Genomic DNA, 13,912 nt, shown 5'->3' with positions numbered 1-13,912 from the left:
TAAGCTTACAAAAATGAGATCATTAAATCAGATAAAAGATTTATTTCAGATTCCTTTCTCCAAAAGTGGATCTGAAAAAGAAAGAAAAAGAGTATTACTCCAAATTTCTCTCTTTTTTCTCCTCGCTGTAATGTCCTTACTTAACCTTTCTGACTGGCTTGGATATCCAAATACACCGGTTTCATCCCTAATCATAAATGGACTCAGCCTAATCTTTTTCACAATATTATTCCTAATCAACAAAAAAAAATACAATCCTTTAATTTCCTTTTTTATTATCACCATTTTTCAGGCCTTAGCTATTTATGAAGTATTTCTTGATAAGCCTTTTATTGAAATCCTATTTTCAAATGCTCTTATTACTCTAACAATTATTTCACTGGTAACATTATTATATAATCCCAAGTTTTTATTTGTTATTATTTTTGCTCTTATGGAATTAATAGCATTTATGATATTACCTTCTTTTTTTCAAAACAAAGGAGAACAAGGGAAAGCAGTTCCGTATGCTATTGTTGTATTTTACATAATGCTTATAATCCTGATTACCGGAAAATATTATAATAAACGTTTAGGAGAAATACATAAAAGTAATCGTAAGTTAAAAATATTAAAAGAAGAAGCAGTAATGGCTTCCCGGTTTAAAAGTGAATTTTTAGCCAATATGAGTCATGAATTAAGAACTCCTATGAATGCAATTATCGGCATGATCAACCTTGTAAGACTCAATGAAGACACGGATGAACATAAAAATTATCTCGATATAATAAATGATTCTTCAGAATATTTACTTTCTCTAATAAATGATATTCTGGATATTTCCAAGATTGAAGCCGGATATTTCAAACTTAACAATTCAGTTTTCCCCCTTTCTGAATTAATAACTTCCGTTGAAAGTATGTTTAAATATCTGGCGTATGATAAGTCCCTGGAATTATTGGTTAGCCTTGACAAAAAACTACCTATTTACATTTTCTCTGATATGAATCGCATAAAACAAGTTCTTTTTAATTTGATAAGCAATGCAGTAAAATTTACAGGCAAAGGCAGTATTCAATTAAATGTTAATTTATTATCTTCTTCCGGAGACACTCTTTCTATAGAATTTCAGGTCTCCGATACCGGAATCGGAATAAAACAGGAAGAGATTCCTAAGCTATTTCAACGTTTTTATCAAACAGATTCATCAAAAAAAATAGGAAACAGTTCTGGTTTAGGACTTTATATATGCAAAAAAATCATTTCATTGATGGGAGGAAATATCTCTGTAAAAAGCAAATATGGCAAAGGAACAAAGGTAAGCTTTTCGATACTTAGTTCTTTAATAGAAGATAAATCAATTCCCAAAGAAGTAGAAAAAGAGACAAATTTTGAACTACCTTCAGAAATGAAAATTTTACTTGTTGAAGACAATTTAATAAATTTAAAAATCTTGGAAAAATTGATTAAAACAATAAAACTTGAAGCAGAAACTGCAAGCAATGGAAAGGAGTGCATTGAAAAACTTAGCACCTATAAAGCTGATATTATCTTTATGGATCTTGATATGCCGATAATGGATGGAATTGAGGCGACACAATTCATTCGTAAAAGTAGTTTTGAATATAAGGATATACCAATTATTGCGTTATCCGCACATGCACTACCAGAAATAATCGATGAATGTAAAAAAAACGGAATGAATGATTTTATTTCAAAACCAATAAATATAGATAAAATATATAACATTCTTTCAAAATACTCTAAATAAACTGTCTTCCACTTAACTTCTTTTGTAAAAATTTTTCTATTCGTTTATAATCAAGCTTAGAATCTTTTAACAAAGGTATATAAGATATATAATATATCTTAGTGGGTTTTAAATAATTTGGAAAATTATTTTCTATTATCGCTATAAAACTACTTTTGGGAATTCCCGGGCGTTTTATAATTAGATAAAGTTCCTCTTTATAGAATAAACATATTGGTTTTTCTTTTATATTAAAATCTTTATAGTATAGAATTTCCAGCTCATCGAGATGAATCCTTTTTCCTTTTATCTTAACCAGTCGATCCAGCCTTCCTTTATACCTCATTCCATCCGGACTTAACTCAACCCAATCTCCCATTTCATAGAACTGATCCTCATCTTGAATACAAATTTGTTTTTCTCCTCTTTGTGAATATTCCGAAACATAAGAACTCTTCACACATAAATTCCCGGTGTATTTACGACTTAGCTTTACTTTTGGAAAAGGAATAAAAGAATCATGTAAAGCAGTTCTTCTATATGCGATCCCTCCGGTCTCAGTAGAACCATAAATTTCGAATACTGAAACCCTGGGTTTAGATTCATAATATTTTGCTATGTCCGGGTTTAATACGGATGCTGAAGATATTATATTATTCGCATATACTTCATTTCTTTGCCACTCACCTGTTTTTTTAAAAGCTTCTAAAACCGGAGCTGAACTTATCCAGAAATCATAACCTTTTGACAGTTCCTTTAAAGCAGAAGACAAACTTCCTGCACTCACAACTTCTTTAGCATATAATTGAGGGAGTAAGTAAGCCCATAGAAAACCATAAATGTGGCAGGTCGTTATTGAAGAAAGGAAACGAGAACTTGAGTTTACAGCAAATAAGTCCTTCAATACGTCAACTTCTGATAATAAATTATTGGAAGATTTCCATATTATATTTGGCTTTCCTTCTGTACCGGAGGTCATAAAACCAAGGTACTCAGCCAGGTAAGTTGTTCTCTCTTTAGAAAAATTCCGTTCTGTAATATACTGAAACCCGGGAATAATTCTGATTTTTTCCAATAAGCTTTCTCTTACAAATACAAATTTATTTGTAGAACTTAAATTATCAAGCTGTGCATGTAGACCGGGATCCACTAAAATTGGTCGAGTTGAGGAACTTATGAGGGGTAATAAAAGACCATCTGAAAAAAATTGATTATCAGCAAGGATTAGAAGTTCTGTATATTTCTTTTCAAGAGACAGTTGGCTATAGGAAGACTGTCTTAAAGAAAGTTTTTCAAATAATTCTTTCATACATCATTTATTTTTCTTTGAAAATTTCTTCCCATTCTTCTTCTTTAAATCCAATTAAACCAAAATCTTTTCCTAAAACAAAAGGACGCTTTATTAAATTTCCATTCGAAGACAGAAGATTAATTTGCTCTTCGATGGACATCTCTTTCAATTTATCTTTTAATTTTAGTTCTTTATAATCGCTTCCGGATGTGTTAAATAAGCGCCTGGAATCTCCTCCGAGATATTTTAACATCTTCTTTATTTCCGTTTTACTTGGAGGGTTTTCTCGGATAGGAATGCTTTTAAATAAAATACCTTTTTCATTTAAGTATTTTAATGCTTTACGGCAGGTTCCACATTTATTATATTCATATACTCTTAAATTCATGGATTTCTCCTAATAATAATTATTTCTATAATGAGATATTTTTAGGAATAGTAAAATAGAAAGTACTTCCTTTATTTTCTTCACTTTCTACCCAAATTTTTCCACCATGTCGATTTACAAACTCTGCACATAAAATCAAGCCAAGACCACTTCCACTTTCTCTTTCCGTTCCGTGCTGTTTCACGCTTTCTCCGAGTTTAAATAATTTATTTATAATTTCTGCCGACATTCCTACTCCACGATCCTGTATATAAAAAAGAAATTCTGATGAATCCTCTTTCAATCCCAAAAAAACCAGTCCATTTCGATAGCTAAACTTAATAGCATTTACAATAAGGTTTCTAAGAATTAATAGTAACATATTCTTATCCACTACTATTCTTAAATCTATAGGATCAGTAAACTCAATTTGAATTTCTTTGCTTGAAGCAAAACTTCCTATCTCATCTTTTATTTTTTTAAAAAGCTTCTTCAATTCAACATTTTCGGGATAAAATTGAATTTCACCAGACTGGGCCCTGGCCCACTCTAAAAGATTTTCAAGCAGTCTATAGTTTTGACCTGAAGAACGATGTAACATTTCAATATAACGCTTAAAATCTGTTCTTTCGAGATTATCAATTTTTTTAAGCAAAGCTTCAGTAAGACTTATTTGGCCTGCTATAGGATTTTTAAGATCATGAGCAATAATGGAGAAAAAACGATCTTTCGTTTTATTTAATTTCTGTAATGCTTTTTTACTTTCCTGCAAAGCTATATGGGTTTTAATCCTTGCATTTAATTCTTCAAACTTAAAGGGTTTCAACACGTAATCTGCTCCACCCAATTCAAAACCTTTCACTACATCCTCTGTCTCTGTTTTCGCTGTAAGAAATATAATAGGAATCTCTCTTGTTGAAGGAGCTTCTTTAAGTTTTTTGCAAATACTATAGCCATCTATATCAGGAAGCATGATGTCGAGAAGGATTAAGTCAGGCTTCGATATAGCTATTGATTCAAGAGCCCGAGTACCGGATTCGGCAATAGAAATTCGATATTCATTAGAAAGCAAAGTTGCTAACAATTGAATATTTTGAGGTATATCATCGACTATAAGTACCGTATACATTATAAATCCTCCTTATTTTCTGTTTTTTTAAATTCTTCTAAAATCTGCTCTAAAAATGCAGGATAGGCAGCAATACCGGAGCGTATTTTTTCCATATTAAAACTTTCAAGGCCCTGTTCCAGTGCTTTTACATAATTCTCCAGCATGGAACAACTATTTTTATTTAGTAATAAACTTAACTCCCTTATAAAGGATTGAATTTCATCTAAATATAAGACTTTACTTAAATTCTCCCAGTTTTCTCTTTTGATCCTTTCAAGCTCCCGGTATAAATCATCCCTACTATTCATTGCTCTTAAAGTAGGAGTATCATATAAGACCATTAAGTTCTCCTTAGACTCTTTATAGGGTAAATATTTCTGTAATTCTTGTAAAAAAATCGCCTTAGAAATCGGTTTGAACAATATTGAATTAAACATTTGATTTTTCTTTCTTTCTGAAAGGTTCATCACCGATGCGGTAATTCCTATTATAGGTCTTTGATTCCATTCTGGAGATTTTCGAAGAAGATGTGCTAATTCATATCCACTCATTTCAGGCATAACCAGATCTAAAATAATAATATCCGGATTATAATTTTCTAAGGTTTTTAAAGCTTCTTTTCCATTAGCTGCTTCCATGATAGAAACATCTTGTTCTTCCAAATAAGATTTGATAAGTTCTCGATTGCTGGAAATATCATCGACAAGTAATATACGAAAAGGATCAAAATAGATGTTGTCAGTCTCAATGTCCTGTCTCTCTAAGAGAAGGGTCATGGATTTTTTTACTTCATGAAGAACTACATGAAATGAACTACCTTCACCGGGAACACTTTCTAATTCAATAACTCCCTTCATCATCTTTACCAGCTTATTACTGATAGCTAAACCAAGTCCGGTTCCTCCATATTTTAATGAAGTTCCTTTTACCTGACTAAAATCTTCGAAAATATTAGTCTGCTCTTCTATAGGAATACCGATACCTGTATCGATTACCGATATTCTTAAGCTGAAGAAATCACTCACAGCTTTGTTCTCTAATATTTCAACTTGCAGCATTACTCTTCCTTTATGTGTAAACTTATATGCGTTACCAATTAGATTGAGTAATATTTGACGAATGCGAACTTCATCGAGGTAAATACTCTCAGGAAGTTCAGGAGAAATATCAGATTCAAAAATAATTCCTTTGGCTATGAACTTGTCTTTAAAAATATTTTCGATTTCCTGGATGATATTTCTTAAAGAGACAGGACTCGGATGTAATTCTAATTTCCCTGATTCTACCTTGGATAAATCTAAAATGTCATTAATTAAAGTTAGTAAGGTTTTACCGCTGGATGAAATATTTTTTAAATAAGGAAGTAAATCTTGATCTTTAAGTCTTGAGCCCAATACTTCTGTAAAGCCTAATATAGAGTTCATAGGAGTCCTGATTTCATGGCTCATATTAGCTAAGAATTCACTTTTTGCACGATTGGCCAATTCTGCGGTTTCCTTAGCCTTTTTCAAGATCTCTTCAGCTTTAACCCTATCCGAAATATCAAGTACAGAGGTAACTTTATAACGTTTTTTATCCTCCGTTTCATAAATAGAAGCTGTTACGAAAACATCAATTAACCTACCATCTTTATGCAAAACCTTCCATTCAGCCGGCATTTCCGGCTTTCCACTTAGAAAATCATTATATAAGAGCCAGGTATTATAGCGATTTTCTTCAGGAACAATTTTTAAAAAACTTTCCCCTAATAATTCTTCTTCCGAATATCCATATAATTCACAATAAGCACGATTTACCTGGAAAAAAATTCCGTTCTCATCTGTCAAACAAACCCCAACTTTGATAGTATTATACACTGCACCTTTCAGGGCCTCGCTTTCCTGTAGGGCAATCTCTGTATTTTTCCTTTCTGTAATATCATAAATAATTCCCAACATAAATGTGTAATTTCCTATGCCGGGAGTTACCAAATTTCCCTTACAGCTTACCCAGCGAAGCTTCCCGTCCTTTCTTATAATTCTATGTTCAATTAAATAGTCTGTTTTATTTTTAATAGAATCGTCTATAGTTTTTAATAACTTTTTCTTATCATCCACATACACGTAACTCAAATATTCTTCTAATGTTCCGGAAAAGCTTCCTGGTTGTAATCCAAATATCCGTTCAGTTCCTTCTGACCAAAAAACCTTTCCTTCATTTGAATTCCACTCCCAGACACCAATCTGTGCTGTTCTTTCAACCATGGAGAAACGGATATAAGAGCGTTTTAAATCTTCTTCGTACTTATGTTCTATTTCCTGAATTTTTTCCTCCTGCTTCTTTTTTTCTGTCTCATCCTGAATAAGCACAATAAAAAGCTTTTCAAACTCATTATATTTAATTTCTTTTATTATAAAGCGAAATGGGAATGTTTTACCACTTTTCTTTTGTCCGTATAAGGAAAGGATGTTGCTACCGGAGAATGTTTGATTTTTAAAATATTCTTCCATTTTTTCATGATAAAGAATAGAACTCTCTTTAGTCAGAAGTTTATCAAAAAAAATACCTACAAGTTCTTCCTCAGAATAACCAAATAGATCACAGGCTATAGAATTCGTAGAAAGAATGTGCTCATCAGGATCAAGACTCAAAATTGCATCAGGAGAAGTGTCCATCAACATATTTAAAGTTAAAAAACCTTTCTCCATGCTTTCTTTCATTTTTACATTTTCTGTAACATCCTGAACCAGAGAAATAAAGCCTATCTTTTCACCTGTAGAATCTAATATTAGAGTATGATTCCATTCGCAAATGATTATCTGTCCATCTTTACGTTTATTTCCATTTAAACTGTTGATGTACCTCGGAGTAGTTGAAACTTCCATTAAACTTGCAATGAATTTGTTTCGAGTATTTTCAGTTACAATAATATCTAACAATAGTTTACCAACGAGTTCTTCTTCCTTATAGCCGAAAATCTTTTCCGCTGCATAATTACAACGTAATATTCTCGTATCCGGATCCATCTCAATAATGCCTAAGGAATTATTATCAATAAAAGATCGTAATCTTCTATTCGATATGTATAATTCCTCTCTGGTCTGGTTTAATTCAAAATTTTCATTCTTTAGTTCATCCTTCATTATTGAAAGATCAAGATGAAGTTTGATTCTTGATTTTAATTCTAAAGAGGAAAAAGGTTTTCTTATGAAATCAACAGCCCCTGCATCAAATGCTTCAGCGATGATTGATTCAGAATCTTCAGATGTTAAAAAGATAAGAGGTAATCCGGGTTTTAATTCCAGTATACTTTTACAGACATCTATCCCGAAAGCATCAGGTAAGTTAAGATCTAACAAGACAAGATCAATTTTTCGAAAATGTAATTCTTCAATTGCTTTTTTTGCTGTCGAACATGTAATAATCTGAGCAGAACTTATCTCCAGACTTTGCTTGATCAATTCTTGAAAAATTGGTTCATCTTCAAGTACAAGAATTGTCGGAAACTTTTTTTTCATATAATTTTAAGGAAGAATGTCATCCTTATAGTTCAATATAATAATAACGATTTCCTCTCCATCGTATATAAGAACTAATAAATGGTATAGAAGTACTAACGGAATTTTTACGCTTTGCCAGGTTATCACCAGTAAAATGGACAAGGTTTTCAATATAATCAAAATGAAAGCAGCGAAAATCACTTTCATCTAATTGAACTATTAGAAGATTGCAATAAGGATTTCGTCTCTTCGCATTTTCTCTGTCTTTTCCAAAGTTACCACCAGGAAAAATATCATATATTTTTCCCCTAACTTCAACTTTCTTTTGGAAAACATCTACATTTCTTATAATCTTTCTTGGATAATTTTTTATAACAAAGTTTACAGAATCAAAATTAAAAAGTAAATACAGACTATTGTCTTTGTAGTCTATATCCTTATTTAAATAAGGTAATAAACCACCGGAAAGTTTTTCAATTCGGTTTTTTAAAGTCTCATCCAGAAATTCAATGCTATCGGATTGCTTTAAGCCATCAATCTTGTTGAAAATTTTATCAAAATCCAGACGATTATATTTCTTATCTTTAAACAAATCATCAATAAGAATCTTAAGTTTATTCACCTTTATTGTATAATAGGAAGAATCCAATTTTTTGGTAATTTCCTCCAACTTACCAAATATATCCTGAATTGAATTAAGAAGTTCATTCGCCTCGAACACATTCTTTTCTAATTCTTCAACCTTAACTTTTAATTCGTTCTTAAGGTCAAAAAAATATCTTGTGTCTTCTATAAAGGAGTCATCAAACATAAGCAAACCCTAATTAGCATGTTTCCGTAGTTTAACAGAATTAATGATTCCAACAGCTACCATCGACATGATAAGATGGGAGCCTCCATAACTCATAAAAGAAAGAGGTAAACCGGTAATTGGCAAAACTCCAATTACAATTCCAATATTAATAGCCATATGAAAAAAAATTAAAGCTACAATCCCGGCTGCGAGTAAAGAACCAAACCTATCTTTGCTTTCAAAGCTTATTTGTAAACCTCTCAGGGGAATTGCGAGCAAAAAGAAGAGTAATAGAGTTGAACCAATAAACCCGGTTTGTTCTGCCCAGGATGAGAAAATAAAATCTGTCCCGCTTTCCGGAACGTGCGGTACCTTTCCTTCCGTCATTTCCCCATAAAAAAAACCTTTCCCAAAAAATTGTCCGGAACCCACAGCAGCTTTAGAGGCTCGCAATTGATACGCGGCTCCCTGTTTGAATTGTTCGGGATTAATAAAAGCGGTCAGTCGAATCACCTGGTTTTCCCGGAAGGGAATGGTTTTATTCACCGTAACAGCCATAAGAATGCTGATTCCAAAAACTCCGAAAATGACATAATATTTCCGAAGCGTTTTTCCTCCTCGAGAATAACGCAAAAGTAGAAGAAGCAAGCTGAATATAAGAAGAAGTCCGCCCAGACCCAACATCAGGGAATTATTGGAAAAGAATTGAAAAAACATGTTCGTATTCTCTTCAATAACTTTATCTACTACTTCTCTTAAGGCGAGAAAATTTTCTTCCTTTCCCAGATCAGGCATATTAGGAGGAATACCTTTTTTTCCATCTAATATCAACCATATTTTTCCACCTAACTGGTTTACGTATCCTAAAATTTCTGTTTTTCCGGCTTTAGACAATCCACGAATAATATGGGGAAGAAGGGTTAACTTCACAAATTCCATATACATAGGAATACAGAGGGAAATTCCTCCCAGGATAATGAGGGAAAAGATATGCATCATATCGGCTCCACCCAGAAATAGCATAGCCAGGAGCATGGGCAAAAATGAAACAGCCGTTCCAAAGTCAGGCTGTAGAATAATAAATACCATAGGGATAATTACGATAATAAAAGGAATAATAAGAACCGTAATATTTCGAATTTCCTTCTCTCGTAATACTAAATATTGTCCGAGAAGAATTACAGTAGATAATTTGGCGAATTCACTGGTTTGAAAATTGACAGGTCCAATTTTTATCCAGGAACGGGCTCCCCGACCGGAAGGAAGATAGCCGATTCCGGGAATTAAGGTAAGAATCAATAAAACAATAGATATGAGATATATAGCGAGCGCGTAAGACCCGTAAAGCTGATAATTCACACGAGTCATAATGAACATAAAAACAAAACCAACAAAAAAATACATAAGCTGCTTATACCACCTTCCTGTGGCTTCAGCCAGATGTGCATCCTGAGTATAAAGAGTGAATATTCCGCAAAAAACGACTATTACTACAGAGAATACAAGAAAATAATCAATTCGATCCAGTCTTCTTTCCAACACTATTCTATTAACTCCTCATTAATCGCCTCTTCTACTTTTCGATCTTCTTTATTGTGAAAAGAACCCGGTGGAAAGGCGACACGGAAAATTTCTCTTGCAATAGGAGCTGCTCCTACCGCTCCTCCTACACCAAATTCAACAAAAACAGCAACAAGAACCTGCTCTTCAACCGGGGCATTGGAAGGAGCATACCCTATAAACCAGGCATGGTTTGAGGAAGAGGAACCTCGTCTTCGCGTCTGGGCTGTTCCCGTTTTCCCTGAGATTTCCGGTAGTCCCGGCTTATTTAAAATTGAAGAAGCTGTTCCCATTTTGACTACCATACGAAGCCCTTTTTTTACAGAAGCTATCGTCGATGCTTTCAGGGGAATGTCCCGAATAATTCTTGGATTGGTTCTATGGATGATTGTATCATTTTCCGGATCTCGAACTTCAGAAAGTACAAAGGGTTGGTAAATTTTACCATTATTTAATATAGCCATGTAAAACATAGCCATACCGATAGGCGTAACGGAAATGAAACCCTGACCTATAGAAAGGTTGATGGTGTCCCCATCAAACCATTTATTTCCGTATACTCTCTTTTTCCAATCACTGCTGGGCACAAAACCTTCAATTTCTCCCGGCAGATCAATATACGTTTTTTTATCCAGACCGAAAAGACGTGAATAAGTCAGTATTGGTTCCGAGCCCAGTTTATAACCAAGCTGATAAAAATAAACCGAGTTAGAATGCTGAATCGCCTGGATAAGATTTATCTCTCCATAATTTTTCTTGTCCCAGTTATAAAAAATTTGGTCAGGAACACTTCCGTATGTAGACTTAAGAGTAAAGCTCTTTCCGCAATAAAACCTGGAACCGGCATTAAAATCTATCTTATGATCACTTTCAAGAGCGGCCAGGGCTACAAGGGTTTTAAAAGTAGAAGCGGGAGGAAACTTCGATTGAAGTGCTATATTTAAAAAGCCTCCATATTTTATAATATCTTTATAATGTCGACTTCTTCGTTTCCGATTTTTCCCGGACAAAACATTCGGGTCATAGCCCGGGTTAGATACCATGGCTAACACTTCCCCTGTAGCCGGTTTTATTGCAATGACAGTTCCTCTATATCTTCTTAAGGCTTTATAAGCACTGAGTTGCATTTTTTTATCAATAGTCAGGACCAGGTTATTACCCATCTTTGCATCTTCGATGATTTTCTCATCTTCAACAAGTCCGATTGAATTCTTTTTCTGAATTCGAAACCCGTCGGATCCACGTAAAAAATTATCATATTGCTTCTCGAGACCGGCTTTTCCTATGAGTTGATAAGGCTTTATTTCGGGATTATTTAATTCTTTTTTTGTAGGTTTTCCCACATAGCCTGTAACATGGGCGAGAGCCGGCCCAAGATGATAAATTCGTCTGGGGGAGGAAACCAGGAGAATCTTTTTAGTAAGATTATCAAATACGGAAATTCTTTCGTGCTGTTCACGAGTTATGTCACGAAGAAGAATAATAGGCTTTCGAGAACGAATTCTTCTTGAGAATTTAGGTTCTGCTAAAATTCCTTTATAATAATCTCGTGGAATTCCCAGCACGGAATAAAAATACTCAACAAAACTTTTGATATTATTACGGTTATGTTTAAAAGTAGAAGAATTTACAATTACATCAAACGAAATAGAATTTGAAACAAGAGGAATGGATACTTCCTTGGAATGAAAATTTCTATCAAAAATAAGTCCTCTGGCTGCCGGTAAAGATTCACTTTTCCTAACAAACCTTTCTGCTTTCATAGAATATTCTGTACCATGAAGTACCTGAAGGTTAAACAATTGAGATACAAATACTATAAAAACAGCAATAACTAAAGCCATAAAAAAATATAACCTGCCTCGAAAGTTTTTTTCTAAGCGGTACTCGGTTGCAGAAGAAAAGCTCTGTCTACTCATTGCTTACCTCTGCCGATTCCATTCGATAGATCCAGGAAAGGGCGGAGAAAAATATAGGAGAAAGAATTGAATTAAAAAAAGCCGTTCCAAAAAATGCATAGTTCTTTTCATCTGCTTTAAAAAAGAAAATGTAAAGGGTAAAGGTAACACCTCTAACCAGCAGGGTCAATACAAACATAGTAATGGATATGGAAAGAAAATTTTCATTATAGGCATTGCGACCAAATTTTCCCATTAAATATCCAATAATTGAGTAGCTAAAGGTATGAAGACCTATCATGGAATGAATCACCGCCGTAGAATCTACTGCTCCCTGATCCAGGTCAGTTAAGAGTCCTCCAAAAAAACCCACCCAGAGTCCGGTTAAAGCACCTCTTCTGAGAGAAAAAAAGATCACAAAGATGAACATCAAATCAGGCTGAAAATGAAACGGAAGTTTATCGCTTAGATCCAGGTAAGGGGAGCGATTTAAAAAGTGCACAAGCAAAATCCCGGCACCAGTCATAATTTTTTCAATCATCATTCCTCGTTTCCGTCTTTTATAAGGAAATCATCTTCCTCATTCTCATCCTCGTAAGTTGATTTTTTCTTGTTCTTAGCCTGGACTTTATCTTCTTTCCCTTGCTTTTCTGGTTTTGGTTTTGTAGTTTTAGATTTTGACTGGAGTTTTCTCGGTCGAAAATGCACCTCTTCGCTAGCCTCACTATCCTTATCCGGATAAAGGGGTTCTTCCAGAATCGGATCTTCCAGTTCAGGTTCTCTCTCTTTCGGCCAGGCTTCTTTCCATTTGTTTGGAAGTTTTTTAATTACCGTTACATATTCCAGATCATTGAACTTTGTATAAGGTGCTACATAGGCAGTACGGAAAGTTCCTTCCTGTGGACCCTCCCGCGTAATCACGCCTACAGGAATGCCGGAAGGAAATACTCCACTTCCACCTGAAGAATATACAGGCCGCCCGACAAGACCGGTAATGGTTTCATTGTTTTTTGATTTTATAATTAAGCGGCTATCCAGATAATTTAAAATAACTTCCATTGCCTTTCCGGAATTTCCTGATAACATAGCCCATATATCCACGCCGGGGAGCTGTACTCCCATGCTAAAACTTGAATTTACCAGCGGTTGAATAATGGAAGATTCTTCACTTACAGCGATCACCTTTCCTACAACAGCATATTTAATATCCGGATTATCGGGAAGACGAGCAATAACGGGCATATAATTCTGAATACCCTGTGCTTTTCCCTTATTGATTATAATGGTTCGGTAAATGGTATTTAAGCGAACAGTTAATACTTTGGCCTTAATAACAGAATAGCCATCCGGAACTTTGAAATCCAATTCAGCTTTTAACTTTCGGTTTTCTTCCTCCAGTTTTTGTTTTTCTAAAAGTTCCAGCTCGTATTTTTCTACTTTCTTTAGATAATTATCTCTCTCGCCCCTTACTTTTTCAAAAGATTCCATCCTTTCGGAAACCCTTCCAAACAGGTTTCCTATTGCCTGGAAGGAGGAAGAAATAATATTTCCCACTTTACGCGAATGGGAAACTGTTCTTACTACAAAATTAGCATTCCAGACAAGGGATGTTATCGAAAAGATAACCACGAAGAGAACTGAGCCAAGCTCTTTAAATTGACCGATTCTATCCCAGAACATAACA

At 34.1% G+C, this 13,912-nt stretch carries 10 protein-coding genes; 1 reads left to right on the top strand and 9 read right to left on the bottom strand.

Features of this window, described 5'->3' with window-relative positions:
• Positions 1-13 precede the first annotated feature (13 nt).
• Positions 14-1,750: a response regulator gene (locus H7A25_02810; protein MCP5498809.1), complete on the top strand. Its 1,737-nt coding sequence runs from the start codon at positions 14-16 to the stop codon at positions 1,748-1,750.
• Here H7A25_02810 and H7A25_02805 read toward each other — a convergent pair.
• From H7A25_02805 to mreC, 9 genes are read right to left on the bottom strand one after another with little or no spacing between them, the layout of a single operon-like run.
• Entirely contained in the window at positions 1,743-3,038 is a 1,296-nt protein-coding gene (locus tag H7A25_02805) for an AMP-binding protein (protein MCP5498808.1), read from the bottom strand. The genes H7A25_02810 and H7A25_02805 overlap by 8 nt on opposite strands.
• A gap of 7 nt (positions 3,039-3,045) precedes the next feature.
• Positions 3,046-3,408 (bottom strand): Spx/MgsR family RNA polymerase-binding regulatory protein, encoded by a 363-nt coding sequence (locus H7A25_02800; GenBank protein MCP5498807.1) that lies wholly within the window; start codon positions 3,406-3,408, stop codon positions 3,046-3,048.
• Between the two features lie 25 nt (positions 3,409-3,433).
• Positions 3,434-4,516: a hybrid sensor histidine kinase/response regulator gene (locus tag H7A25_02795; protein ID MCP5498806.1), complete on the bottom strand. Its 1,083-nt coding sequence runs from the start codon at positions 4,514-4,516 to the stop codon at positions 3,434-3,436.
• A complete protein-coding gene (locus H7A25_02790) occupies positions 4,516-7,995 on the bottom strand; it encodes a PAS domain S-box protein (protein MCP5498805.1) in 3,480 nt (1,159 codons plus the stop codon). The genes H7A25_02795 and H7A25_02790 overlap by 1 nt, the downstream gene beginning before the upstream one ends.
• Before the next feature lie 25 nt (positions 7,996-8,020).
• Positions 8,021-8,788 carry a hypothetical protein gene (locus H7A25_02785; protein ID MCP5498804.1) on the bottom strand — a complete coding sequence of 256 codons (768 nt, stop codon included), beginning with the start codon at positions 8,786-8,788 and terminating at the stop codon, positions 8,021-8,023.
• Positions 8,789-8,797: 9 nt separating this feature from the next.
• On the bottom strand, positions 8,798-10,315 hold the full coding sequence (rodA, locus tag H7A25_02780) for a rod shape-determining protein RodA (protein ID MCP5498803.1): 1,518 nt from the start codon (positions 10,313-10,315) through the stop codon (positions 8,798-8,800).
• Complete coding sequence (mrdA, locus tag H7A25_02775; GenBank protein ID MCP5498802.1) at positions 10,312-12,249, bottom strand: penicillin-binding protein 2; 1,938 nt, start codon at positions 12,247-12,249, stop codon at positions 10,312-10,314. The genes rodA and mrdA overlap by 4 nt, the downstream gene beginning before the upstream one ends.
• Complete coding sequence (mreD, locus tag H7A25_02770; protein ID MCP5498801.1) at positions 12,242-12,772, bottom strand: rod shape-determining protein MreD; 531 nt, start codon at positions 12,770-12,772, stop codon at positions 12,242-12,244. Before mreD ends, mrdA begins: the two co-directional genes overlap by 8 nt.
• A complete protein-coding gene (mreC, locus tag H7A25_02765; GenBank protein MCP5498800.1) occupies positions 12,769-13,908 on the bottom strand; it encodes a rod shape-determining protein MreC in 1,140 nt (379 codons plus the stop codon). The genes mreD and mreC overlap by 4 nt, the downstream gene beginning before the upstream one ends.
• Positions 13,909-13,912: the final 4 nt, after the last annotated feature.

It is taken from the genome of Leptospiraceae bacterium, from assembly GCA_024233835.1.
GTDB lineage: Bacteria > Spirochaetota > Leptospiria > Leptospirales > Leptospiraceae > JACKPC01.
Note: the sequence above shows the minus strand (reverse complement) of the source record. Positions and strands in the feature narration are given on the sequence as shown.